General features: G+C 58.2%; 26 protein-coding genes. 9 read left to right on the top strand and 17 right to left on the bottom strand.

Translation table 11 applies throughout. From position 1 onward, the window contains the following. Nucleotides 1–800, bottom strand: an 800-nt coding sequence (locus JNM28_07560) for a hypothetical protein (protein MBL8068291.1), incomplete at its 3' end; no start/stop codon positions are given. A 20-nt stretch (nucleotides 801–820) separates the two neighbouring features. Continuing rightward, a complete protein-coding gene (locus JNM28_07555; GenBank protein ID MBL8068290.1) occupies nucleotides 821–1,951 on the bottom strand; it encodes an SPFH domain-containing protein in 1,131 nt (376 codons plus the stop codon). Between the two features lie 104 nt (nucleotides 1,952–2,055). On the opposite strand from JNM28_07555, the gene hisB reads away from it, so the two are divergent. From hisB to JNM28_07535, 4 genes are all read left to right on the top strand, one after another. Continuing rightward, complete coding sequence (gene hisB / locus JNM28_07550; protein ID MBL8068289.1) at nucleotides 2,056–2,652, top strand: imidazoleglycerol-phosphate dehydratase HisB; 597 nt, start codon at nucleotides 2,056–2,058, stop codon at nucleotides 2,650–2,652. Between the two features lies 1 nt (nucleotide 2,653). Further along, entirely contained in the window at nucleotides 2,654–3,358 is a 705-nt protein-coding gene (gene hisA / locus JNM28_07545; protein ID MBL8068288.1) for a 1-(5-phosphoribosyl)-5-[(5-phosphoribosylamino)methylideneamino]imidazole-4-carboxamide isomerase, read from the top strand. A gap of 205 nt (nucleotides 3,359–3,563) precedes the next feature. Beyond that, a complete protein-coding gene (locus tag JNM28_07540; protein ID MBL8068287.1) occupies nucleotides 3,564–3,848 on the top strand; it encodes a hypothetical protein in 285 nt (94 codons plus the stop codon). Beyond that, nucleotides 3,841–4,185: a hypothetical protein gene (locus JNM28_07535; protein MBL8068286.1), complete on the top strand. Its 345-nt coding sequence runs from the start codon at nucleotides 3,841–3,843 to the stop codon at nucleotides 4,183–4,185. Before JNM28_07540 ends, JNM28_07535 begins: the two co-directional genes overlap by 8 nt. Here the strand turns inward: JNM28_07535 and JNM28_07530 are convergent. From JNM28_07530 to JNM28_07480, 11 genes are all read right to left on the bottom strand, one after another. Continuing rightward, nucleotides 4,182–5,111, bottom strand: coding sequence for a phenylalanine 4-monooxygenase (locus JNM28_07530; GenBank protein MBL8068285.1), 930 nt, complete (start codon nucleotides 5,109–5,111; stop codon nucleotides 4,182–4,184). The genes JNM28_07535 and JNM28_07530 overlap by 4 nt on opposite strands. A 72-nt stretch (nucleotides 5,112–5,183) precedes the next feature. After that, a complete protein-coding gene (locus JNM28_07525) occupies nucleotides 5,184–5,453 on the bottom strand; it encodes a hypothetical protein (protein ID MBL8068284.1) in 270 nt (89 codons plus the stop codon). Between the two features lie 7 nt (nucleotides 5,454–5,460). Continuing rightward, nucleotides 5,461–6,297: a prepilin-type N-terminal cleavage/methylation domain-containing protein gene (locus tag JNM28_07520; GenBank protein MBL8068283.1), complete on the bottom strand. Its 837-nt coding sequence runs from the start codon at nucleotides 6,295–6,297 to the stop codon at nucleotides 5,461–5,463. A 7-nt stretch (nucleotides 6,298–6,304) separates the two neighbouring features. Next, nucleotides 6,305–8,392: a hypothetical protein gene (locus JNM28_07515; protein MBL8068282.1), complete on the bottom strand. Its 2,088-nt coding sequence runs from the start codon at nucleotides 8,390–8,392 to the stop codon at nucleotides 6,305–6,307. Continuing rightward, nucleotides 8,389–9,378 carry a LacI family DNA-binding transcriptional regulator gene (locus tag JNM28_07510; GenBank protein MBL8068281.1) on the bottom strand — a complete coding sequence of 330 codons (990 nt, stop codon included), beginning with the start codon at nucleotides 9,376–9,378 and terminating at the stop codon, nucleotides 8,389–8,391. The genes JNM28_07515 and JNM28_07510 overlap by 4 nt, the downstream gene beginning before the upstream one ends. 169 nt (nucleotides 9,379–9,547) lie before the next feature. Then, nucleotides 9,548–9,922 (bottom strand): hypothetical protein, encoded by a 375-nt coding sequence (locus JNM28_07505; GenBank protein MBL8068280.1) that lies wholly within the window; start codon nucleotides 9,920–9,922, stop codon nucleotides 9,548–9,550. Between the two features lie 111 nt (nucleotides 9,923–10,033). Then, complete coding sequence (locus JNM28_07500) at nucleotides 10,034–10,441, bottom strand: response regulator (GenBank protein MBL8068279.1); 408 nt, start codon at nucleotides 10,439–10,441, stop codon at nucleotides 10,034–10,036. Nucleotides 10,442–10,525: 84 nt separating this feature from the next. Further along, a complete protein-coding gene (locus JNM28_07495) occupies nucleotides 10,526–11,017 on the bottom strand; it encodes a YajQ family cyclic di-GMP-binding protein (protein MBL8068278.1) in 492 nt (163 codons plus the stop codon). 4 nt (nucleotides 11,018–11,021) lie between these two features. Next, complete coding sequence (locus JNM28_07490) at nucleotides 11,022–12,479, bottom strand: leucyl aminopeptidase family protein (GenBank protein ID MBL8068277.1); 1,458 nt, start codon at nucleotides 12,477–12,479, stop codon at nucleotides 11,022–11,024. Between the two features lie 75 nt (nucleotides 12,480–12,554). Beyond that, nucleotides 12,555–12,707: a hypothetical protein gene (locus tag JNM28_07485; GenBank protein ID MBL8068276.1), complete on the bottom strand. Its 153-nt coding sequence runs from the start codon at nucleotides 12,705–12,707 to the stop codon at nucleotides 12,555–12,557. Between the two features lie 2 nt (nucleotides 12,708–12,709). Then, a complete protein-coding gene (locus tag JNM28_07480) occupies nucleotides 12,710–13,699 on the bottom strand; it encodes a prepilin-type N-terminal cleavage/methylation domain-containing protein (GenBank protein MBL8068275.1) in 990 nt (329 codons plus the stop codon). 294 nt (nucleotides 13,700–13,993) lie between these two features. Between JNM28_07480 and JNM28_07475 the strand changes: the two genes are divergently transcribed. Next, nucleotides 13,994–14,446, top strand: coding sequence for a peroxiredoxin (locus JNM28_07475; GenBank protein MBL8068274.1), 453 nt, complete (start codon nucleotides 13,994–13,996; stop codon nucleotides 14,444–14,446). Nucleotides 14,447–14,457: 11 nt separating this feature from the next. Here the strand turns inward: JNM28_07475 and JNM28_07470 are convergent, their stop codons facing one another. After that, complete coding sequence (locus JNM28_07470; GenBank protein ID MBL8068273.1) at nucleotides 14,458–14,802, bottom strand: VOC family protein; 345 nt, start codon at nucleotides 14,800–14,802, stop codon at nucleotides 14,458–14,460. A 23-nt stretch (nucleotides 14,803–14,825) separates the two neighbouring features. Here JNM28_07470 and JNM28_07465 point away from each other — a divergent pair, with 23 nt between their 5' ends. The 4 genes from JNM28_07465 (at nucleotide 14,826) to dnaB (ending at nucleotide 18,897) form a co-directional block, all read left to right on the top strand. Then, on the top strand, nucleotides 14,826–15,425 hold the full coding sequence (locus JNM28_07465; protein ID MBL8068272.1) for an N-acetylmuramoyl-L-alanine amidase: 600 nt from the start codon (nucleotides 14,826–14,828) through the stop codon (nucleotides 15,423–15,425). Nucleotides 15,426–15,440: 15 nt separating this feature from the next. Continuing rightward, on the top strand, nucleotides 15,441–16,754 hold the full coding sequence (gene aroA / locus JNM28_07460; protein ID MBL8068271.1) for a 3-phosphoshikimate 1-carboxyvinyltransferase: 1,314 nt from the start codon (nucleotides 15,441–15,443) through the stop codon (nucleotides 16,752–16,754). Next, the gene (locus JNM28_07455; protein MBL8068270.1) at nucleotides 16,751–17,398 is read left to right on the top strand and encodes a (d)CMP kinase; all 648 of its coding nucleotides are present in this window, start codon (nucleotides 16,751–16,753) and stop codon (nucleotides 17,396–17,398) included. Before aroA ends, JNM28_07455 begins: the two co-directional genes overlap by 4 nt. A gap of 74 nt (nucleotides 17,399–17,472) precedes the next feature. Further along, a complete protein-coding gene (gene dnaB / locus JNM28_07450; protein MBL8068269.1) occupies nucleotides 17,473–18,897 on the top strand; it encodes a replicative DNA helicase in 1,425 nt (474 codons plus the stop codon). Here the strand turns inward: dnaB and holA are convergent. The 3 genes from holA to JNM28_07435 are packed head-to-tail and all read right to left on the bottom strand — an operon-like array spanning nucleotide 18,894 to nucleotide 23,238. Further along, entirely contained in the window at nucleotides 18,894–19,952 is a 1,059-nt protein-coding gene (gene holA / locus JNM28_07445; protein ID MBL8068268.1) for a DNA polymerase III subunit delta, read from the bottom strand. The two genes, dnaB and holA, sit on opposite strands and share 4 nt — an antisense overlap. A gap of 11 nt (nucleotides 19,953–19,963) precedes the next feature. Further along, a complete protein-coding gene (locus tag JNM28_07440; protein ID MBL8068267.1) occupies nucleotides 19,964–22,030 on the bottom strand; it encodes a transglutaminase domain-containing protein in 2,067 nt (688 codons plus the stop codon). Then, on the bottom strand, nucleotides 22,027–23,238 hold the full coding sequence (locus tag JNM28_07435) for a DUF58 domain-containing protein (protein ID MBL8068266.1): 1,212 nt from the start codon (nucleotides 23,236–23,238) through the stop codon (nucleotides 22,027–22,029). Before JNM28_07435 ends, JNM28_07440 begins: the two co-directional genes overlap by 4 nt. Between the last annotated feature and the right edge of the window lie 3 nt (nucleotides 23,239–23,241).

Below are 23,241 nucleotides of genomic sequence, written 5' to 3'. Positions count from 1 at the left end.
GTTGGATCCATGATTTGCTTGGCAACTTCAAACCCCTGCTCCAAGCCGATGTCGTATCGCATGGCGACGAAGCCGCTCAAGAACTTTGCATCGTAGGGGGCTAGGCTGCCCAAGTTCCAGCTATCCATGGCCTGGGCGTATCGGGGTGGGAGGTGTTGGCTGGCCAAGACCAAGACATCATCGAAATCGTTGAACACAACGCCGCTTGCCGGATACCACCGCGTCCGCTGCACTTGGCGGCTTTGTTGGTTTCCGTCTGAGTCGGTGTAGTATTCGGTTTCGTAGTAATGTTCGCCCCGCATTCCGGTGTAGGCGGTGGTGGCAAATGTGTCGTATGTCCAATAGGGGATGTAGCAACCGTTGAGGCCGTTTTCGACCAAAGCCAACGCTTTGAGATTGTTCGGTGCCCAAAACCGGCTACCGATCCAGTCTTTGAATTTGACCCTTGCCGCCTTCAGGTCGATGGCAAAGGGAAGCACCGACCGGGGTTCGATGCGGCTTTCCGGGTTGGCCGGGACGACCACGTTGCTGCCGCAAAACGGGCAGGAGCCAGATTCCCGGTTTTCGGGCCACGTGAACTGGGCCCCACACTGGTTGCAGTGGAGGACCCGGTCTGGCTCGAGGGAAGAAACCGGCTGGTGCGTTGCCAAAAACTGGTGAAAGTCCAGTTCTTCGATTTGCTCCAGACTGGCTGGGACGTCTTCTTCATGCCCGCAATAGGGGCACTTCATTTGGGTTGTGCCGGGCGTGAACACCAATTGCGCCCCGCATTGGGCGCACGGATACCGTTGGTCGGCCATAAGGTGCTGCTATCCTCGCCTTAGCCTGCGGGTGGGGCTGGAGGCGGGGGCGGGGTAGCGGCAAACAGATCCTTGATCCCGTCGATGGTCGAAGCGGCTTGCCAGTTCGCCATTCCATTGGTCCACAGCATGGAATCCGGCTGGATACGGCCCTCTTTGACAAACTGGCTGATCTGTTCCAAACCGTAGGGGCCATATTGTTGGCCGTTGACCGCCATGTGGTACTGCGGGCCTGTCGGGGCTGGAGGCGGGGCCCCGGCTCCTGCGGGTGGAGGTGCTGGGGCCTGGGCGGCCGGCGGCGCCATCATCCCACCCATTTGTTGCCCCATCATCATGCCTGCGGCCATTTGGGCGCCGATCCCGCCCATCCCTCCCGGATTCTCGGCCCCCTTGACCATGGCGTCGGCGGCTTGGAACTTCATGTAGTTGTCCAAATTGCCAACTGCACCCATCTTGGACCGAGTGTCGATCGCCTGTTCGACTTCGGGCGGGACCGAAACATTTTCGATCATGAGGTCGATGAGTTCGATGCCGAGAGCCTCGATTTTCGGCGACATGAGTTTGGTCAGGTTCGAACCCATGTCGTCATAGTGGCTGTAGAGGTCGAGAACCGGCATCTGGGTTTGCGAGACCGCTTCGGCAAATCCGCTGACGATGTAATTGCGGATTTGCGTCGCGATTTCATCGGTTGTGAACTGCCAATTGGTGCCCACAACCTCTTGCAAAAAGGTCTTGGCGTCCTTGACGCGCATGGCATAGGTGCCAAATGCCCGCACCCGAACCATGCCAAAATCGGCGTCGCGCATCATGATGGGGTTCATCGTCCCCCATTTCTGGTCGTTGAACCGCTTGGTGTTGACAAAATAGACTTCGCTTTTGAATGGCGAATTGAAGCCGTACTTCCAGCCTTTCAAAGTGCTGAGGATGGGGAGGTTGCTTGTTTCAAGCGTGTACATCCCGGGGGTGAACACATCGGCGAACTGGCCCTCGTCGACAAAAACCGCCACCTGGCTTTCCCGGACCGTGAGTTTGGCTCCGTACTTGATCTCATTGCCATGACGTTCAAACCGGTAGACCATCGTGTCGGTTGAATCGTCCGTCCACTCGATGATGTCGATGAATTCGCCTTTGATCTTGTCCCAGATACCCATTGTTTCTTGTGGCCTCGCGTGCCGAATAGTATACGCGGGGTCGTTGGTGGGGGATGCACGGATTTGAACCTAGACCCACGATCTGGGGGGACTAAACTGGATTGATGGCGGCAACCCACCCTGACCGTACGGCAGAGATCCGGCGAGAAACGGCAGAAACCCAGATCAGCGTGGCCCTCAACCTCGACCGGGCAACGGGAACCCAGATTGAAACCGGGATCGGGTTTTTGGACCACATGCTGGAGCAGTTCGCCTTCCACGGCCGGTTTGGCTTGCAGATCAGTTGCCAAGGCGACCTGGCCGTTGACGACCACCACACGGTCGAAGATGTGGGCATAGCCTTGGGTCAGGCAATCAAGTCGGCCCTCGGTATGTCCCCGGTGGAACGGTTTGGCAGCCTCCATGCCCCGATGGATGATGCTTTGATGCTCGTCGCCATGGACATCAGCGGCCGTGCCTTTTTGGGATTTGAGGCCACTTTTATGCGGGAAATGCTGGGAGAACTCAGCACCGAATGCATCCGGGAGTTCTTCCGCGCGCTGACGGCGCATTCGGGCATCACCCTGCACATCCGCCAAGAGGCCGGTTTCAACGAACACCATTTGTGCGAGGCCCTTTTCAAGGGCTTTGGCGTTGCGCTCCACCGGGCAACCCGCGCGGTGGAGCGCCCCGGGGTCAGCAGCACCAAAGGTGTGATCTGACGTGCTGGCGATTCCTGCAATCGACCTGATCGATGGCCAGGCGGTTCGGTTGCGCCAGGGCGACTATGCTCAAAAGACCATTTATGACCCCGACCCGGCCCACATGGCGCAGAGATTCCAAACCCACGGGGCGCCCTGGATCCACATGGTCGACCTGGACGGGGCCAAAGCCGGCGGTCCGCGCAACTTGGAAATCCTGCGGCGCGTTCGCCAAAAAACTGACCTAAGAATCCAGTGGGGCGGGGGGATCCGTACCCGAGAGGATTTCCTGAAGGCCCTGGAGTGGGGGGCAGACCGGGTCGTGGTCGGTTCGCGGTTGGTGGCAAACCTGCAGGAGGCGGCCGGATGGATCGGCGAATTCGGCGAAGCCTTGGTAGCCGGGATCGACATGAAGTCCGGCCTCGTTTCCACCCACGGTTGGGGGGAAGTTTCCGGAATCAGAGGACTCGACTTGGGGCACCAGTTGGCTGGGCTCGGGTGCCGGCGGTTCGTGGTGACCGATATCGCCACGGATGGGATGCTGGAGGGCCCCAATATCGGAATGGTGAGGGAATGGGTCGATCAGATGCGGGTGCCGATCATCGCAAGCGGAGGGGTGTCCGGCCCAGAGGATTTGGCAGAACTGGCCGGAACCGGTTGTGAGGCGGTGATCGTCGGCAAGGCCATTTATGAGGGTCGGGTTAAATTAGAAACCATATGGAAATGAGCAAAAGAGATCAAAATTTCTGAAAAACTAATCTGAAAAAATTAGAAATAGTCCCAACAGGCTTCAGGAAATCAAGTAGTTCGTGTAATGTATCGGCAACGGGCAAACAACGGCGACCCCGGCCAGAGTGGCGACCGCAAGCGCCTTCGATATTGGCCAGCAGGGACCGCAGGGGTCGCCATTCCCGGTACTATTGGAGCAAATCGTGCCTGGAGAACTCATCCCCCTGCTTGCAATCGCCCTGACGTTTGGGATCCCCATTGTGGCGATCCTGACCTCTCACCAACGGAAAATGGCCGAGTTGATCCACCAAGGGCAGGGAGACCACCAATCACAAGCCGCACTCATGCATGAGTTGCAGTCGCTGCGGGCGGAAGTGGCGCAGTTGAGAGCTTCAATGCATCAGCAGGCCCTGGATTTGGACGATTTGAGGCCGCTCGCCCGACGCGACCTCCAACAAAGGATCGGGGAGTCTGATGCAAATGGATGATCGAATGCCGTTCCTGTTGGCCCAGGTTCAAGACAACGACTGGATCATGGGAGTCGTCTTTTTCGGGGGTAGCACGCTTGTGCTGATGACATGGATCATCTTGAGCCAAGTCCGCCGGATTGTGGAAGCCCGGCACCGGGGCGGGAACCCGGAACTGGCGCAGTGGGTTGACGCAAACGCCCGGCAGACCCATGCGGAAATCCAAGCCTTGAAGGGTGAAGTCGCCCAATTGAAAGAGGTCGTCAACGACGTTGTCCTCCAAAGCGAATTTTCACGTCCTTCCACGCAAGACGTGAGCGAGCGGTTCACGCCCCCAGAGTTCAAGCAACGGGTTTAGCTTTCCAAAAAGCTGTCGATGTCCTCGTCACCCACCCCGGGTTCGCCAAAGGCTACATTGTCGAGCTTGCCCTCTTTCATCCACTTTTCCAACTCGTCGACCAGTGAAAAGAGGTGGTCGAAGCTGTCGACGACGAACAGCAGCGGCTGGTAGGAATCGATTTCAAAATACTGGTTGACCACCCACTCCAGTTGAACGGGGTAGCGCTGGACCTCGGGTGAGGTCAGGCTGTATTCCAACTCGCCGAAACTGCTGAGCAGCCCGCTGCCGTAGGCTTTAAGCCCACCGCCTTTGCTGTCGTTCATCAGGCCGAATTCGATGGTGAACCAAAAGAACCGCGCCATAGCCTTGATGATGCTGGCAAGCTTGCGGTGCTGGGTTTCTTTGTCCTTGATGTCCTTGGCGATCATCGCGGCGGTGTGGGCGCATTCGCCGAATTTGACCAGCGTGTCGGCAAAGGCTTTGTCTGTGTGCATGGGTACATGCCCGGCAATGTCGTGGAAGATGTCCGGCTCTGGCAGATAGTCGAGCTTGGAGAGCATCCGCATTGTGATGGTGGTGGGAAAGTCGCGGTTGCGCAGGCAGTCGAAGAATTGGAATGCCGGAACGTAGCCGCTAACCGGCTTTGCGCTGAACCCGGTAAGCGGGTTAAGGAATTTGTTGACGTCATCCAACCGGGGAACGCGGTCGGGGTTCAAGCACAGGTTGGCGATCCCTTTCAAGAAGTGCTCGTTCGCATACTTTTCCCATTGGGGAAGCATGCGGTGGTAAAGCTGCCGCCAAGTCTCGTGGTTTTCTTCAGAATAAAGAGAATAGGGCTGGACGATGTAGAGCTCGCCCTGTTCGCGGGCCTTTTCAATGAACGGGGCCTGGGTGGTGGTCATCCCGATCCCAGGGGCAAAGTCGGCTTCGACCAGGCTGGACATACCTTTATTGTACGCCTTGCGAACGGCAATACCGAAGGAGGGGCCGACTTTGGTGTCGGCCCCTCCTTGCGATTAGTTGTGCCCCTTTTGGCGGGCTTCCATTTCCGATTCCCGCCCCGGCGAGAAACCTTGGGGGGCAATCGACCCGTTGCCGGAGTTTTGTGTCTCTGCTCCACCACCCGGGCGTTTGGAGCGTTCGAACTCCAACTGCTTTTGGACTAGGGTTGGATCTTCAGAGGTGCTCGTTGTTTTATTGAAGTACGCCAATCCTCCGCCGACGATCGCCACCAGCGCAACAATGGCGATTCCAACGATGGCTGCAGGGGGCAGTTCTTTCTTCATATCCTTCTCATTCACCCGGGATCTTGCAAGCGCCTTCTGGATCGTTGACGCTCCAGGGCCAGTCCAGACAAACGATCCCTTTATCCCAGTACGGGTCGTTGACCGAACCGAACGCCCCTTCCTTGTATCCGGGGATCAGGTAACCGTGAGGCGTACCGTCTCCGGCAAAGCCGTTGACTTTCATGAATTTGGCGTGGGAATCGGCATATGTCCACACGGTGCCTTCACCATAAGTGGCCATGATTTCCCCGTATTGTGCGCGGGGGTCCGAAGATTTCATGTTGTTGCGGCGGGTTGTGTACATCCCGTGCCCATCTTGCCATTCGATCTTGTTGTAGATCGTGGGGTCGGTGTAGGCCGGTTGCGGTTTCAAGCCAAACATGACGGTGCCTGCCGGATCTGGAGCGTAGGTTCCACTGATCCCGGCGCGGTGAAGGGTGGTGCCCCAGCCCCAGGCGTCGTTGACTTGCACGCCGCGGAAGTAGTTGTGGGCGATGGCCACGCTCCGCCGGGTCTTTCCGAAGGGCGTGTCATATTTCGGCCGACTGTCTTCTGGACTATTCAACAGGGAATAGTTCTTCATGTAGGGCTGAATTTGCTTATCCCAGGTCAGTGCCGGGTTGGTTGCATCGTAGCCGATGATGGCCTTCAAGGGGATCATGTCGTCGTAGTCCGACAGGTAGATCATGAGGGCCGTCCCGTTTTGCTTCATGTTGCTGATAATCGCCGTCTTTTTGGCCGCCAATTTGGCTTGGGCAAAGACGGGGAAGAGGATGGCGGCGAGGATGGCGATGATCGCAATGACCACCAGCAGTTCGATCAATGTAAATGCACGTTGTTTCATGTTGGAATCACCAGGTGTTTTGTGTTTGCGGCCGCCCTTTTGGGGCGGTTTGCCCCTGCGGAACCGCCAAGATGGCGGTTTGTGCAGGAAGGCTGATCCGAAGGCGGCCGTTCCGTGAGACATTCAAAGCCTTTCCGGAAACAACATCGACCAGCGGTTTGGACGGGGCTTGCCCCCCCGGTTTGACGACAAATTCCACCGTTTGGATCTTGTCGGACCGGTTGAAGCAGGCGATGGCGACATCCGCTCCCGCCACTCGGGCGAATGCGGAAACCTGTTTGGGATCGTCGGCGAACAAGGGGATTGGTTCGCCATATTGAAGGGCTGGGCATGCGGTGCGGGCGGCCGCAAGCTTTTGATAGAGGAGGAAAGTTGGGTTACTGGGAACGGCTTTGCCCCAGTCCATTCCCCGGCGGTTGTCGGGGTCGGGCCCCCCGGTCATGCCAATTTCATCGCCGTAGTAGATGCACGGGACTCCCGGAACTGAAAACAATGCGACCGCTCCCATGCGGGCAAGGGCATCGCTCTCTTTGGCAAGGAACCGAAACCTCGGGGTGTCGTGGGTGCTGAGCGAATTGAGCATGTTGTTGCTCACATTTGGCCCATAAAGCAGATACACCCGCATGATTTGATCCAAAAACTGGCTCGGCTTGTTGCTGCCCAACGCGATGTGTTGCAAGATGGCCTCGCGCATCGGGTAGTTCATGGCGCTATCCCATTGGTCGCCTTTGAGCCATTGGGAGCTGTCGCCCCAGTTCTCCCCGATCACCCATGCATCGCTGCGGATTTCTTTCAGATGGCTCCTAAAGAGCCGCCAGAAAGGTTGGGGGACTTCGTTTGCCACGTCCAGTCGCCAGCCGGCAATATCGGCGTTGTCGTTCCAATAGTCCAAAACGGACAGGAGGTATTTGGTCGTGTCCGGGTTCATGACGTGGAGCTTTGGCATGCTAGGGAAACCGAACCAAGCTTCGTAGTTAGGGTTCTCTTTGACTTCTACGGGAAAGGACCGGATTGTGTACCAATCGAGGGTTTTTGCCTTGGCGCCGAGGTCGCGGATTTCCTTGAACGCAAAAAAGTCGACCGATGTATGGTTGAACACGCCATCGAGCACGGTGGCGATGCCGCGCTTGCGGAGGTCGCGGGTCAGGGACGAGAATTCTTCGTTAGTGCCGAGCCGCGGTTCGATGAGCTTGTAGTCGGTCGTCTCGTAGCCATGGTTGCTCGGCCCTTTGAACACGGGATTGAAATAGATTCCCGAGATGCCCAATTGAGACAGGTAATCCATATGCTGGCGGACTCCAGCGAAGTCGCCACCCATGAAGTTGAAATATTCCGGCTTGCCACCCCACGGGATTGTTCCGGCAGGATCGTTCCCCGGGTTGCCGTTGGCAAATCGATCAGGGAAGATTTGGTAAAAGACCGACCGTTGAGCCCATTTGGGGACAGGGACATCGGAATATTGGCGGGCATCGACCGGGGTCACCGGCTTGAACGCCCGTGACTCCCGGCCATCGACAGCCAAAAAGCTGTAGGTCACGGCTTGCGGGGTTTTGACCACGGAAGAAGCGGAGAAGAGGTCGGTCATCGAATCTCCGCCAACGCGGTACATCGCAACGCTTTTCCCTTCGATCAAAAGACGCACGGAAGCGACATCCCCTTTTCGGGTGGTGAACAAGAACCTGGCGCGTTTAGTTGCGGGGTCGTAAACTAATCCTCCCTTGCCGGCGTCGTGCCCCAAAACGCTTTTGGTGATGATGCTGTCGTTGTATTTGGCCGGCTTGGAAAAATCGTCTGGCACCAGCAGGAGCAGGGAGTTGGTGTGGCCATTGCCGTCATCGACACTCTTGGCGTTAGGATCTGTAACCCACGTTTCGCCATCAATAACGAACTTGTATTGATGCTCTCCAATCCCCAGTTGCTTGGTAATGCGCCAGGTTTTGCCGTCGGCATCTCGCGCCATGGGGTCGGTCTCTTTGTTCCAGCCGTTGAAGCTCCCAGCTAAATTGACCTTGGAGGCGGCACTGTTCGTGTATACGAATTCATGCCCAAAAGACTGGGAAGAAGCCAGGATGGCGGAAAGGGCGAGGGCGATCATGAGAGGTGTGCCCTCCGGCGGGAAGAACCCCTTACGACGAGTTCGCACGGCACCACATAGCGGCTCGGCTCGACAGCATCCTTAGCCTCAATCAGGTGGATGAGCTTCTTGACGGCCTGGGCGATCAGGATCGGCAGGTTCATGTTGACGCTTGTGAGCCCATGGGGCAAGAGCTGGCAGACCATGGAATTGTTGAATGAAGCCAGGGCCAAATCGCCAGGGATTTGAATTTGGTGCTGGACGCAGGCGCGGATCACCCCAGTTGCCATGTAGTCGTCCATGACGAGCATGGCTTCGGGCATCCGTCCGGAATCGATGATCTCAGTGGTTTGGCAATAGGCCGCCTCATGGCCAAAGTTGCTGGTGACAACCCGTGGAGAAAGGTTGTGTTGGCGCATGGCCATTTCGTAACCGGTGATCCGATCCTGCGAAACGGCGACCCCTTGGGGACCGCTGAGGAACATGATGTCCCGGTGCCCCTCATCAATCAGGTGGAGCGTGGCCATCCGCCCGGCCATTACGTTGTCGTTGTCCACACTGTGCCAGGCGGCCACCCGTGGGTTGCCGATCACGACGAACGGGAATTTGTCCGAATTTAGCCTGGCCAGACGGGGGTCATCAGATTCAGGCTCCAGCAAGACCAAGCCATCGACCCGGCGAGTTCGCAAGAGGTCGTCATAAACCCGGCTTTGATGGTCTGAAGAAGAAGCGACGTCGATACACAGGTGGTATCCGGTGTCCGCAAGCGACTGCGTGATTTCGGTGATGAGGGCAGAAACGAACGGGTCGTCTGAGATGTCGCCCGACTCGCGCTTGAGCACGATCCCTATGAGTTGCGTGCGCTTTTTGCGGAGGGACTGGGCGCGGACATCCGGCCGGTAATTGGCCGTTTGCATAACGGCCAGGACACGGGTGCGGGTATCGGGTTCGACACGCTCATCCCCGGCGAGCACCCGGCTCACCGTGGCCTGGCTGACTTCAGCCATTCTTGCGATATCTTGCTGCGTGACCCTCATTGGCCTGTACGGCGTCTCATCCGGCTTGTGAATTCGTAATCACAAGATGTCAGTCATCATATCACAGATTTGTGAATATGGTTGGAATAATTTTCGTGAATAGTCTGCAACTGCGGCCCGGCCCGGCCCATGGATTGGGTTAGAGCTCGGATTTTGCCGTTTGCCCGACAAACCGATCCATGATAAACATCGCAATCCCGGCAACGATGGGGATGATTGGGACGGCGCGATAGATCAGTTCGGTCTTGGGCCCCGGCAAGGTCATCGCCATATAAACCGTGTCGCCAAGGAGCATCCACGCAAAGATGCCGAGGATAAGGCCGATGACGAGCGGAATCGTGGCAATCCACCGCAAATGAGGCTGGGAACCCTTGCGGAGCCAAAGGAACAAGACAATCCCCAAAATGGACGGTACGGCCGCATAGACTGCCGGAGTGGCCTTGCCAAAAAGCTCAAAAAGGTTTTTGGCGGTGTCGATCATGCCGAAATCCAGGTGTGTGAGCAGGTAGATCATCGGTTTCCCCAAGGCTTGGGACTTATCTTATCCGCAAGGCGCGTGCCAGTGCTCGTGACAAAGAGAAACGGCGGGGCATTATGGCCCCGCCGTTTCATTGGAATATTTTTCTTAGAGGTCGTATCGGCTACCGCCGCCGCCATCGTTGCCACCGTGGGCGATCCGCTTGACGAAGCTGATCAGTTCCTTGGGGTTGAACGGCTTGGTCAGGTACATGTCCGCGCCGTAGTGGTAGCCCTCAAAAACGTCTTTATCCTGGGCTTTGGCGGTGAGCATGATGACGGGCAGGCTTTCTGTAGCCGGGTCTTTGCGCAAGGCTTTTAAGACCTCGAATCCGTCCATGTACGGCATCATGACGTCAAGGACGAGCATGTCCGGCTTTTCCGCCTTGACTTTTTCAAGGCCGTCTTTGCCGTCGTAGGCCGTGACCACGTTGAATCCTTCCCGCTCCAGGTTCACCTGGATCAAGCGGACAATGTGCCGCTCGTCGTCGCAGACCAAAATCTTCATCGGAGGCATAGGGTCGTCACCGCCCCCGCAGGGGCAAACCGAATCCTACCCCAACCATTTGCGCGAAACCACGGCCTGAGGCCAAGTTCTGCATCATCGGAAGTTGGTGAACTTGACGGCGTAGGGCAAATCGAGCCCTTTGACATAGGCCATGACTTTTTGCAAGTCGTCTTTGGATTTGCCAGAAACCCGGACTTGTTCCCCTTGCACCTGGGAGTTCACTTTGAACTTCTCATCCTTGATCATCTTGCTCAGGGCTTTGGCTTCTTCCATTTTCAGGCCTTCTTTGAAACTCACGGCCTGCCTCACGGTCATCCCCTTGGCTGGTTCAACCGTCCCATATTCAACCATTTTCGCGCTGATTTCTCGTTTGACCAGTTTGCTGAAAAGGATGTCGCGAACTTGGCTGAGCCGGAAATCGTCTTCGGCGGTCAGGATGATTTCGTTACCGGACTCCTCGATCGCGGCGGAAGATCCTTTGAAATCGTACCGGTTGGCAAGTTCCTTCACAGCTTGCTGAAACGCGTTTTTGACTTCCATCCGGTCGACTTCGCTGACGATGTCGAATGAGAATTCTGTGGCCATGGCCCTAGTTTGCCCCGCACCGGGCCGACAAGAACTCCGTCAATAGCCGAACGCCCCATCCGCTTGGGCCCTCGGTCGTGAAGTCGTCCCTTTTTGAACTGGCAAGGCCGGCCATGTCGATGTGGGCATAAGGAATTTGCGGCTGACAGAAACAGGTGAGGAAGGCAGCCGCCATGCTGGAAGGCCCCATGCCGCTCGGATTGCTGTTAACCAGGTCGGCGACGGTGCCTTTCATCATTTCCCGGTAGGCATCGTTGACCGGAAGGTGCCAAACCTCTTCGCCGCTGCGGGTGCCGGCGCCGACCAGTTCTGAAACCAACGCCGGTGCTTCGCTGAAGATCCCACCATATACACACCCCAATGCCGTGACAACGGCCCCGGTTAGGGTGGCGATGTCGACGATGCAGTCTGGGTCTTCTTCATCGCACGCCCAGCACAAACCGTCCGCCAAGACCAACCGGCCTTCGGCATCGGTGTTTGTGATTTCGACCGTGACGCCATTTCGATAGGTTATGACGTCGTCGGGCCGGACACTATTGGCATCGACGGCGTTCTCGGCAGCCGTTAGCAAGGCAACCACGGGGAACGGGGGCTGGATGACTTCGGCAACCGCCTGCATTGTCGCAAGGACGGCGCAGCCGCCGGCCTTGTCGTGCTTCATGCCGGGCATGGCGGTTTTGCCTTTGATGCTGAGGCCCCCGGTGTCGTAGGTAATGGTTTTCCCAAGCAGGACAACGGGCTTCTGACCCGTTGCCGAAGGTGGGTTCCATTCCAGCCGGATCAGGCAAGGGGGAGATGCGCTTGCCCTGCCAACGGTGGTCAACCCGGCAAGCCTCTCGTCGATGAGATCCTGACCTTGGAAGACCCGGAGCGTTAATCCCGTGACCCGGTCGGTGAGTTGCCGGGCTTCTTCAGCCATCCAGCTGGGTGTGGCAATGTTTGGCGGCGTCCCTACCATGCGCCGGCAAAAGTTCACGGCGTCGCCGATGCCGATCCCCCGGCCGAGGCCCTTATCGAAATCTTCCTGCATCGATTTAATCGAAAAGCGCACAGCTGTATCCGACGGGGTCCGGGTACCAGGAAACTGTTTGGCACTGAAACTGGAAAGTTTGAGCGCGACGCCCACATTTTGCCCCCAATAAGCGGTGGCCAAGGAATCTGGGACAGTCACGAGGGTCGCATCCACTTCGGCCCGATTGACATATTGCGAAAGTTTGAGAGCCGCCTTGTGGACGGAGAGGACGGAGCGGCCTTCTTCCGGCCCCAAGCCCACCAAAACGATGCGTGGCCCCTCGGGTGGGAAACAGTCGGCGACCTGCCCAAGTTTTCCGCCGAATTCCGGCCGTTTGGCCGCCGCCGCAGCTTCAAGAGGGAGTTCGAGTGGAAGGTTGCCTCCTTCAAAAATGAAATAGACCAAGGCGTCGGGGTGCGGGTGCCCTTCGTGGTCGACCTGCAAGATCATAGGTGAACGATACTCGACCGAAGCAACAAAAAAAACGGGGAGCCAGATGGCTCCCCGTCGATTCAACTCCGACCCTTAGCGGCCGATTTCGCCTTCTTTGGCGGTGCTGTTGCGCTGCTCAAAGTTGTCGGCAGCCGCTTTCTTGTCGCTTTCGGTGGGTTCACCGGTGCAGCCGATGGCGGCACCGAGGATTCCCAAGGCAATCACGAACAGGAGGAGTTTCTTCATGGTTATTCCAGACCCCAGAGCGGCCAGGAACCGACAGTCCCGAGGTTGGGGGTGGTGCCGTTGGTGCCGTTGATGCTCGACAGGACGCCGCCGTTGGGGGTCGGGTAGCCGAAGCATGCCGTGGTGGTCGCGCCGAATTGGGCAGCCGTCGGGGTTTTGCCGAGGAAGTCGCCGATGGCGATGACCTTGACGTGGCCGTCGACGTAGCCGATGGGGATCACGTTACCGTAGGGCGAGACGGCCGGTTGCAGGGTCGTCGTGGTGTTGCAGGGGCCGGTGCCGCCTGCTTTGTAGAAGTACCCGTACCAGTGCTCTTGGAGGGCGAGCGGGTAGTACGTCGTGTGGTTGAGGTTGGAGGCGTTGGGAGCCGCGCTGTAAGCCGGGACGATCGGGTTGTAGGGGCCCATCATCAAGATCATGGCGCCGGCGGTGTTGGGGACAGCGGTTTGCGAACCACCAAGCCAGCTATCGCGGAAGGCGAAGTTGCCGGTGTGCGGGGCGGGGGTGTTCCAGGTGTTCAACGCACCAGTGATGGCCACGTTGAGTTGGTAGCCGCCATTGAGCTCACCGATCGGATCCCAGCTGAACGCGTCTTTGGTGAAGACGGGGTCTTGCAGCATCTCGATGTTTTTGATGTAGGGCAGAACCCACTTTTGCCACCCGTAGTGGTTGACGCGGAAGGCAAAGGTGCCTTGGCCGGCCGGCGAACCGGTGCCGTTGCACCACGGTGCCGGGTTGGTGCCTGCAGGCTGGCCGTTGAACTTGGCGTTCAGCGAGCTGTTCAGGATGCAGTCGTCGTTGCGGGGATACAGGTCGTCGTAATCGGGCAGGTAGAGCAACAGGCCGAGGTTCACTTGCTTGGTGTTGCTGATGGATTGAGTCTTTTTGGCGGCCATTTTGGCTTGCGCAAAGACAGGGAACAAGATTGCGGCCAGGATCGCGATGATCGCGATGACGACCAGCAACTCAATGAGGGTAAACGCTTTCTTCATGGAATCGCTCGAACAAAGGATTTTGCGGGCTTTGGCCCACAAATCAGAGTATATGATAGTCGGACTGTTAAGAACAAGTTAAGGACCGCGACTTGTTTCCTGACCTTTCCCCAATATTGGGCACGATGCCCTGGTTATGGAGGTATTTGGCATCGGGTTGAGCGTGTCTGAAGTGCGGTGTTTCGACGCAATCCGGTTTCCATGTCGGCTCGGAGATACGGGTCAGACCGGTTGGACGCCCCCTTATCGGCGAAATTTGACGACCTTGCCGACCCGCGCGGCGTAAAGTAAAGCATGCCCGCACCTGGCGACCAATTCCCCCAGTTTTCGCTTCCCGACCAAAATGGCGCGACAAAACAGAACAAGGATTTTGAAGGGAAACCGTACGTTGTGTATTTCTATCCTAAAGACGACACCAGCGGGTGCACGACGGAAGCTTGCGAGTTCACGGCCGCGATTCCAGATTTTGGTGATGTGCCGGTGGTTGGTGTCAGCCCCGATAGCGTTGTCAGCCACCAAAAATTTGCAAAAAAACACGGCCTTGCCGTGACGCTCCTGGCCGACGAAGAAAGAGTTCTGATCGAGGCTTGTGGACTGTGGGTTGAAAAGTCGATGTACGGCAAAAAGTACATGGGTGTGGAGAGAACAACCTATCTTGTCGGCGCGGATGGCCGGATCCTAGAAGTTTGGAACAAGGTCAAGCCAGCGGGCCATGCTGCCGAGGTCTTGGCCGCACTGAATCGGTGATGAGCCGGCTTTCAACGGGAAGGTTTTAAGAAGACCGGGTTCCCGTCGGGGTCGGCGGCTTCGCAAAAGGTGACGCCTGGATGGGGGTTGGTGACCTCGCCAAAACCAGCACCCCTCGCATTGACTTCATCCCTTGCCGACTCCAAGTCCTCAACGGCAAAAGACAAACCGGTCCGCCCCCTCCCTCTTGGGGTCCCACCAGGGTGCAAGGCGATGGAAGTCCCACCAGCATCGAGCTCAAGCCAGTGGGGGCCCCCATCCTGGATGATTTTGAGCCCCAGGATTTCAACGTAGAACCGTTTGGCCGCCGCCATATCCTCCACGTAATGGATCACTTGCGTTCGGACGATCTCCATGGAAATGAGTATAAACTGCGGAGATGGTGCCGTTTACCGCACTCGCTTGGGTCGCAATGATCGATTGGAATGCCCTCAGCCAGCAGATTGAATTCACCGCACCAGGCCGGAACAACGTGGCCTGGGTGGATTCGCCGAACTTCAACGCCCGACCAGAGGATGCCGTTGTCGATACGATCGTCTTGCACCACACGGCCAGCCCGAACCTGGCGGGAACGGTGAAGTGGTTCACAATGCCGGAAAGCCAGGTGAGCGCCCATTTCACCGTCGGCAAAGATGGATCGATCGTGCAAATGGTCAGCTGTGTGAACCGGGCTTGGCATGCTGGGGCCAGCAAGGACTACAAGGGGCGCGAGAACGTAAACAATTTCTCTATCGGGATTGAGATCGTCAATGTCGGCGACGGCAAGGATCCTTATCCGCCCGAGCAGATTTCTGCCGTCCGGGCCCTGTGCCAGACCCTCATCGACTTCTATCCGATCCGCCAGATCACAAGCCACGAATTCATTGCCGAACCAGAGGGCCGCAAGGACGACCCCATCGATTTCCCGTGGTCCCGGTTTGAGGATTTGGGGGTGCCGTTGGTCTTTGGCCGCAAGTCTCAGCGGGCCGTCGGAGGGTAAAAGGGCGGCTATCCCATGTCCCACCGGTTGAGTGTCCGACCCTGCAGTTCTTTTCGCGGGACGATCCGCCCCCCCAGCGACAAATCCCTGACCCATCGGGCCTATATGTTCGCTGCATTGGCGCGGCAAGGGATTTCAATCGTCAAGCACCCGCTGACCGGCGAAGATTGCGAATCCACCCTGGGTTGCCTGGAGGCACTCGGCGCATCGATTCAGCGGGTATCGGAAACCGAAGTCCGCATTGGCGCGGTCAACGATTGGGTTGGCCATCCCGTCACTTTGGATTGCGGCAATAGTGGGACGACCATGCGGCTATTGTGCGGGATCCTCGCGGGTCGAGATGGCGTCGAAGCCACCTTGGTTGGCGACGCGAGCTTGGCCAAACGGCCAATGGGACGCGTTGCCGAACCACTCCGCCGCATGGGGGCCGAAATCGAAGGCGAAACCGCCCCGATCCGCATCCGGGGAAGCCGGTTAGAGGCAATCGACTACCACAGCCCGGTGGCCAGCGCCCAGGTCAAGAGCGCAATCTTGCTTGCGGGATTGCGGGCATCGGGCCAGACCACTGTCACGGAACCTTTCCCGAGCCGAGACCACACCGAGCGGATGCTCACCGCCCTCGGTGTGCAAATCGATTGCGTTGGGAACAGCGCTTCGGTGCAAGGGGGCCAAGAGTGGGATGCATTTGAATTCGATGTGCCCGGGGATATCAGCAGCGCGGCATTTTGGATGGTCGCCGCTCTAGCCCACGAAGGTTCCGAAGTCGTATTCGAGGGGCTTGGGGTCAATCCCTCCCGCACGGGCGTTTTGGATTTGCTCGGCGCCATGTTTGGAAATGAGTCACCAATCGACATTACGGGAGAAACCGAGGAATTGGGGGAACCCGTGTGCCGCCTCAAAATCCAGTCACCCGGGCGGTTGCCAGCGTTCACAATCCAAGGCGACTTAGTGCCGCGCTTGATTGACGAAATCCCCGTCCTCGCCGTCTTGGCGACGCAATGCGATGGCACAACCGTCATCCGCGACGCACAGGAATTGCGAGTGAAAGAAACAGACCGGATCGCCGTGGTCACCCAGTATCTTTCGGCCATGGGGGCCGATATCGAAGCCATGCCGGACGGAATGGTGGTGCGGGGCCCGACCCAGCTGCAGGGGGCCGAAGTCGACAGTGCCGGCGATCACCGGATCGGCATGGCGTTTGCAATTGCCGGTTCGCTAGCGCATGGAGAGACGGTGATCGAGAACGCGCACGCCATCGACACCAGTTACCCAGGGTTTGCTCGCCATTTCGAGCAGCTCAGCGGGATTGTCTTGGAGGGGCAAGGGTGATTGTTGCGATAGATGGCCCGGCTGGGGCAGGAAAATCAACCGTGGCGCGGCTGGTTGCCGACCGCTTGGGGCTGGAGATTTTGGACACGGGGGCGATGTACCGAGCTGTCGCCTTAGCCGCATTGCGTAGTTCTGTCAGCCCAGAAAACGATTCGGCTATTGATCAGTTGATGGATGAGATTGAAATCGGGTTCGGGCCTGGCCGCCCGCCAGAAATCTTGCTGAATGGCGAGGAAGTTGGTTCATTGATCCGCACCTTGGAAGTTTCTCAGTTGGCCAGTCGGCTGAGCACCTTCTCGCCAGTCCGGCGGCAATTGGTGGCCGCGCAACAGCGGATCATCCGGGAGGGCAATTGGGTTTTGGAAGGTCGGGATGTCACAACCGTTGTCGCCCCGGGCGCGGATGTCAAAGTCTTTTTAACCGCGAGCATCGAAGAACGCGCTCGCCGCCGTTGGGTCGACCTAGCAGTGCACCCCTCAGCCCCTAGCCTGCAGGAAGTGGTGAAGGAGGTGGTGGAGCGAGACCACCGCGACTACACCCGCGCAGACAGCCCGCTCATGCTGGCCGAGGATGCCGTTATCGTCGAGACCTTTGCGCTGACCCCGATTGAAGTGGCCGACCGGATCGCTGCTTTGGCCAAGTAGTCTTGCCAGGTTGAAAACCGGTGGGCAATATCCCACTCACTCTGGTGCAGAAGGGAGATAATCGAAACCCTCAAATGTCTGTCAAAAGCCGGTTTTCGACAATGGACGATTTCGTCCCCCCTCAAAGTACGGAAGCGGAGATGTCTGCGCTCGGCGCAATGCTCTTGAGCGAGAAAGCGGCGATGGAAGTCGTGGAGACCGTCAGCGAGGAGGATTTCTATGTACCGGCGCACCGGGAAATCTTCAAGGCCGCCTACCAGTTGATGCGCAATTCAAAGGCCATCGACTTAGTGACGCTGCGGGATGAACTGACCGTCCGGGGAAAACTGGAGCAGGTCGGCGGGATCGAGTATCTGGTCCAAATTGCCGAGACCGTGCCGAGCGCTTCGAATGCGGCCTATTACGCAGGGATCGTTCAAGACAAGTCGACTTTGCGCAACTTGGAAGAAGCGGGCCACGAGATTGTTAAGATCGCCCGCGAGTCGGAGCATTCGGCGGACGAGAAGGTTGATCTGGCGGAAAGCAAGGTGTTTGAAGTCGGCCGCAAGCGGATGGGCAAGTATTTCGAATCCGTCCGCTCGCTGGCAAAGGAATTCTTCATCGACGTCGACGAGTTGTTCGAAGGTGGGGAACCGGCCTTGGGGACATTGACGGGATACACGGATTTGGACCGCGTGACAACCGGATTTTATGGCGGCGACCTGGTGATCGTGGCGTCCCGTCCGGCGATGGGCAAGACGTCTTTGGTAATGAACTTCGCGATCAATGTCGCGCGGGCCGAAGAGGGGGCGGTTGCCGTATTCAACCTGGAAATGAGCGGCAAGCAATTGGCCAGGCGGATGATTGCGACCTTGGCCCAAGTCCCGATGGGGGCCCTCAAACAGGCGAACCTCCACCCCAACGACTACCAGAAGCTCGCCGATGCCTGTGAGGACATGTACAACCTCCCGATCTACATCGACGACACGTCCGATGTCTCCCCATTAGAAATGCGCGGGAAATGCCGCCGGCTCAAGGCTGAGCACGGACTGAGCTTGGTCATTGTTGACTACTTACAGTTGATGCGGGGGAGCGGGAAGCGGAACGAGAACCGCACCCAAGAAATTGGTGAGATCGCCCGGAGCCTCAAAGTCCTGGCCAAGGAGTTGGATGTTCCCGTCATCGCGCTCAGCCAGCTCAACCGCGGTGTCGAATCGCGGGACGACAAGCGCCCCATGCTTGCCGATATCCGCGAATCCGGTTCGATCGAGGCCGATGCCGACATGGTTATGTTTATTTACCGCAACGAATACTATCAGCGGAAAGAAGCCGGCAAGGAGCACGAATTCAACCCCCATTCTGCAGAAGTTGCCGAGCTGATCATCGGCAAGCACCGGAACGGCCCGACCGGAACCGTGCTATTGGGCTTTCAACCGGCATACACCCGGTTCACCCTGTTGGATGAGCAAAGCAAGGAAGAGTATCAGCGGAACTTACGGAAGCAGCCGAACGACGATTAGGCTGACCGGCGGCTGCGGGCGGTTTGGCATATTTTCAAAACCGCTTGCTCCACGATTTCAACCGGTTCCACCCCCTGCGATCCGGCCGTCAAAAGCCGGTTGGCTTCCCGCACTGCCTCCATGCACTCGAGCAATGTAGGAAAATCGAGCCTCCGAGCCGTTTGCAAGGCAAGTCGCCGGGGGTAGTCCTTCATCTTGGTGAGATTCCGTTCCTCGGGTTCCCATTCGGGGCTGGCCTTTTCTACCGAATTGCGGGCTTGCCAAAGCACCCGGAGTTGGCTGGCAACCAGTCCAAGCAGCCGGCGGGCCTCACCATCGAAATCGCGGGATCTGTCCCGCAACCGGTGGAGCTGCGTCAATGCGCCGCGGGCGTCGCCAAACCAACAGGCATCGAGCATTTGAAAGACGTTGTGCTCCGGTTCTGGGGAAACGGATAGTTTGAGGTGTTCTGGGGTGATTTCCGGTGCATCGCCAACGAAAAGGATCAATTTATGGAGTTCCTCTTCGGCCCGGTCGTGGCGACCCGCCACCATCTCGGTGAGGAGGCTGGCCGTCCTTGGGGACAGTTTCTTGCCTGACGCCTTGGCTAATTCCGGGAGGCTCCGGGAGGATGCGCCCTCTTTGACCGTGAAAATGGCCACCATCCCCTTGGAAGCCTGGACGATTTTCCGCCATGGCGAGGCCCTTTCTGCTCGGCTATTGTCATCCTTGACCTTCGTTTCGTCATCGGCAACAAGAATCAAAAGCGCACTTTCTGGCAACGTCTTGAGGCAGTCCAGATTCAGGGATTCACTGGCATCTTCTGGCGAAACCCGGTTGACGTTGCGGACAACCACACACCGCCGCTCGGCCATGAATGGAACGGTTTCGACAGCGGCAACCCATTCGGCGAACGGCTTTTCACTCGCAATCACGGTTTCCCGGTCAAACGCGTCGGGTTCGTCCAGGCCGGCGGCAGCGATGATGGCTTCCAATGCGCGCAATCTCTCGGAGGCATAGTCCCCTTCAATCAAGATCAGCCGGTGATTGAGCGCAGCGACGGCATCAAAAGGCATGGGCACCCCGATTATGGCTTCCGGCGGGCTTTGGCGATCCGCCGGGTTTCCTGGTCAAAAGCGACGGCTTGCTTCGAGATGGCCGCCATGGTTTCGGCATCGGGGGCAACCGGCCCGAACATGGCCGATTCAATCACAGTTAGGAGGCCTTCCACTTCGGTTTTCACCGGGTGGAGGGCATCGGCGTGGATCTCTGCGAACTCTCGCAGGGTCTGGCTGAACCGCCTCGGCGTCCCGGCCAGTCTTTCCATGCCCATTTGGAACCGGTTGGCGGCTAACCGCAGAGGGCGGTTAGCATCGGCCCCAAGCAGCGCGACCCCGCGCGACTTGGCAAGGAGGTAGACCGAAGCAATGAGACCGACGGCCAAGGCAGCCAGAATCCCGGCCATGTTCTTGATTGCCCATGCGCGGATTTTTTGGAACAGTCCCGCGCCCGGGTCGGAGCTGTCCTTGGGGGTGATGTCCTCCGCCCCGGATGTCGCATCGAACGGGATCCAGCCAAAGCCTTCAAAATAAACTTCAGCCCAGGCGTGGCTGTGCTTTTCCTGGATCAAGTAGGTGCCGTCTTTTTGGAGTTGGCCGGATTCGACGATGTACCCGGTCACGTACCGGCTGGGAAATCCCATCCTCCGCGCTTCAAGGGCAAAGGATGAGGCAAAAAGGTCGCAATAACCGACCTTGGATGTGTTCAAAAAGTAATCGACCGGATCCTTGCCTTGGGGCACCGGCGGTGTTTGGGTGTTGTATTTGCACGATCCGCCGATTGACCGAGCCAGTAGCGCAAGGCGTTCGTAGTCGCTGAGGTCAACCCTGGCCAAGGCGGGATTTGAATCCCAACCGGCCCTTTGCGGCAACGCGTAGTATCCGCGGACGGAAGGGTCATCTGGATTGAGGCCCGGGAACCGCGCCTGGGAATCGACCGCAATCTCCTTGGGCACCCGGACGACGGCATCCAGATTGCTGGCCGCCGAGTCCGTTTGGAGGACATAAGATCCCGCTGGGGTTTCGGTGGGGTTGCCCTGGTTCGACTTCACCTCAACAACCTGGCCCGGAGTTGGCACCACCGCGCCGATCCAGGATTTTCCAAGGTACCGGTAAGGGATTTCCTCTGTTTTCGCGGAATCCTCCAGAGATAGCGGGCTTGTTCGCCGGTACGGAAGGGTTTTGCCCCCGGGTTCAAAAGCATAAGGCTTGTTTCCGGATTGCGAACCCGTGTTCCAACCCCTCCCGGAATATTGGATGTAGGTGGATTTGCGCAAATACAGCGGGCGGGGCATAGACACCCGGGCGATCTCTTTATCCGAAAGTTCGACCGGGCCGGTCCCAATGGGCGAATCAGATTTCTGACTGTTTGACGCCTGGCTGCGGTTTGGATTTGTAGGGATCTGTTGCCGGACGTTGACCCGAACCGCGTCGGAGACCCCGCTGAGGGAGGTCTGAACGACGGGTGCCCCGACGAAGCTCAGCAAAATGATCGTCCCTGCCGCCGCAAAGGCATATTCCGGACCAGCCACCCACCGCCAGGCATCCCGATTCAGGGTGCGGCGGTCGGCTCCCCCCTCTTCCGCCCATCGAACCATCGTCCGCTGGTGAACCCGTGCATAGAGCAAAGCGATGCAAAGGATCAACCCGCAAAACAGGAACAGCCCCGGCCGCCACGAATCGATTGTGCCGACCAATCCGAAGACGACCAGTGACGGCAGACTTGTGAAGAGAAGGGTCGGGTCCGACCACGAAAACACCCCTCCGACCACCAGGAGGATGAACATCATGGTCGCCGCGATGATCGCAAATGGAAACCCCTCTTCGGGCAACATCCCGTTGACCGTCCGGGTTTGCAGCACTCCGACGATCGCCCCAATGGCAAACAGCCAGGCATCGGCCTTTTGGAAAGGAGTGTCTTCGACAATCAACGAGAGCCCGAACCCGGTGAGCCCGGCGAGGAAGACGGCCGCCGCCAAAACAAGAGGAAGATTGCCGTCGCCGACCGACCTCCCAACCGAGAACACAGCCATCACACCTGCCGCCGTGGCAAGCAAGTGGTCAAGCCAAAACCGTTCAACCGGAATCCGTTTCACCGGACTTTCTCCTCCCTGGTCAAAAAGCAGACCCGGGCTCCGGCCCGCTCAAGCTGGGCAATGTAGGCGGGATCGCTGGCTGGGGCCGACCCACGCAGGTTCGCGACTGTCCCAGCGTATTCGGACGGGTTATAAACCAAGGCCGTAAATTGCACTCCGGGCCATCCCAAAAGCGAATCAGGCAGGGCCGGGTCTTGGCAACTGACGAACAGGACGACCGTCTCCCCTTCCCGGAGCCGGCCACGGAGCGAAAACAGATCTTCGCTGAGGGTTGTCCGGCTATTGGGGATAAGGTCAGTGAGCAGGCTGCGGATGTTCCTCACCCGGGCTTCTGGGTGGTCTAGCGCCGCGGCTTCGATTGGTTCATGCACCGGGAAGGCGACCGTCGCCCCCCGCTCGGCGTAAGTCGCCGCCAAATAAAGCGCATGGCTGCACATGGCTTCAAAGGTGCTCGTTTCTGTGTCGCCGATGTCGGTGCCCTCAGTCCGTTGGAGGATGAGGTTGATGGAGACGCCGGAACCCGTTTCGAACTCCTTGACCATAAGCTTGTCGCGTTTGGCGCTTGTCCGCCAATGGATGTATCGGAGCGGATCCCCAAATGAGAATTCACGCACGCCGCGCGGATCCAAACCGGCACCCATGCTGGCCCCGCTGTCGAAGTCACTGGCCCCCCAGCCGAGCAGAGGTTGCAACTCGATATTGACCGGCAACGGAGTTGGATACACCTCGAGTTCGACCTTGTCCGTGTGGTAGCTGCGTTCCATGGTCACGAGCCCGAGGGCGTCGGTTCCAATGGCCGTGAGGCGCTCCCACGAATACCTCCCTCGGCGGGTGGGGATGAACGAATACCTCGTCCGGATCGGTTGGTCAAAGCTTGGCGCGACGGGCAGGCTGTGGGTGCGGTTCTTGACGACAAGCCGGGATGGCAAATGGTCGCGCACGGTGATCAGCGGCCGTTTCAACTCCCTTTCGGACCACACGATGATTTCCACCGTGACGGGTTCCCCGACTCGGACGGCAGGCGGGGCATACCGTTCAAACCGTAGATAGCGGACAGCCAGCCAGGCTTGCAACCTTGCCGCGGCGATCGTGACGATGATCGCCGTCGCCATGTAAAACAGCATGGGCGAATACACCAAAACCGCCATGACCAACAGGAACACTGCAGACCAGGTGAGGGCGATTCCTGCGTAGCGGGTGATCCTCACAGT

Source organism: Armatimonadota bacterium (assembly GCA_016789105.1).
Taxonomy (GTDB): domain Bacteria; phylum Armatimonadota; class Fimbriimonadia; order Fimbriimonadales; family Fimbriimonadaceae; genus UphvI-Ar2.
Note: the sequence above shows the minus strand (reverse complement) of the source record. Positions and strands in the feature narration are given on the sequence as shown.

Excerpts from the sequence above, each read along its gene's own strand:
- JNM28_07525 (MBL8068284.1), bottom strand. The coding sequence starts at position 5,453 with ATGAAGAAAGAACTGCCCCCTGCAGCCATCGTTGGAATCGCCATTGTT.
- JNM28_07475 (MBL8068274.1), top strand. The coding sequence starts at position 13,994 with ATGCCCGCACCTGGCGACCAATTCCCCCAGTTTTCGCTTCCCGACCAA.
- JNM28_07555 (MBL8068290.1), bottom strand. The coding sequence starts at position 1,951 with ATGGGTATCTGGGACAAGATCAAAGGCGAATTCATCGACATCATCGAG.
- JNM28_07490 (MBL8068277.1), bottom strand. The coding sequence starts at position 12,479 with ATGATCTTGCAGGTCGACCACGAAGGGCACCCGCACCCCGACGCCTTG.
- JNM28_07535 (MBL8068286.1), top strand. The coding sequence starts at position 3,841 with ATGGATGATCGAATGCCGTTCCTGTTGGCCCAGGTTCAAGACAACGAC.
- JNM28_07480 (MBL8068275.1), bottom strand. The coding sequence starts at position 13,699 with ATGAAGAAAGCGTTTACCCTCATTGAGTTGCTGGTCGTCATCGCGATC.
- JNM28_07500 (MBL8068279.1), bottom strand. The coding sequence starts at position 10,441 with ATGCCTCCGATGAAGATTTTGGTCTGCGACGACGAGCGGCACATTGTC.
- hisB (MBL8068289.1), top strand. The coding sequence starts at position 2,056 with ATGGCGGCAACCCACCCTGACCGTACGGCAGAGATCCGGCGAGAAACG.
- JNM28_07510 (MBL8068281.1), bottom strand. The coding sequence starts at position 9,378 with ATGGCTGAAGTCAGCCAGGCCACGGTGAGCCGGGTGCTCGCCGGGGAT.
- aroA (MBL8068271.1), top strand. The coding sequence starts at position 15,441 with ATGTCCCACCGGTTGAGTGTCCGACCCTGCAGTTCTTTTCGCGGGACG.
- JNM28_07485 (MBL8068276.1), bottom strand. The coding sequence starts at position 12,707 with ATGAAGAAACTCCTCCTGTTCGTGATTGCCTTGGGAATCCTCGGTGCC.
- JNM28_07470 (MBL8068273.1), bottom strand. The coding sequence starts at position 14,802 with ATGGAGATCGTCCGAACGCAAGTGATCCATTACGTGGAGGATATGGCG.
- JNM28_07505 (MBL8068280.1), bottom strand. The coding sequence starts at position 9,922 with ATGATCTACCTGCTCACACACCTGGATTTCGGCATGATCGACACCGCC.
- holA (MBL8068268.1), bottom strand. The coding sequence starts at position 19,952 with ATGCCTTTTGATGCCGTCGCTGCGCTCAATCACCGGCTGATCTTGATT.
- JNM28_07465 (MBL8068272.1), top strand. The coding sequence starts at position 14,826 with ATGGTGCCGTTTACCGCACTCGCTTGGGTCGCAATGATCGATTGGAAT.
- JNM28_07530 (MBL8068285.1), bottom strand. The coding sequence starts at position 5,111 with ATGTCCAGCCTGGTCGAAGCCGACTTTGCCCCTGGGATCGGGATGACC.
- dnaB (MBL8068269.1), top strand. The coding sequence starts at position 17,473 with ATGTCTGTCAAAAGCCGGTTTTCGACAATGGACGATTTCGTCCCCCCT.
- JNM28_07495 (MBL8068278.1), bottom strand. The coding sequence starts at position 11,017 with ATGGCCACAGAATTCTCATTCGACATCGTCAGCGAAGTCGACCGGATG.
- JNM28_07520 (MBL8068283.1), bottom strand. The coding sequence starts at position 6,297 with ATGAAACAACGTGCATTTACATTGATCGAACTGCTGGTGGTCATTGCG.
- JNM28_07515 (MBL8068282.1), bottom strand. The coding sequence starts at position 8,392 with ATGATCGCCCTCGCCCTTTCCGCCATCCTGGCTTCTTCCCAGTCTTTT.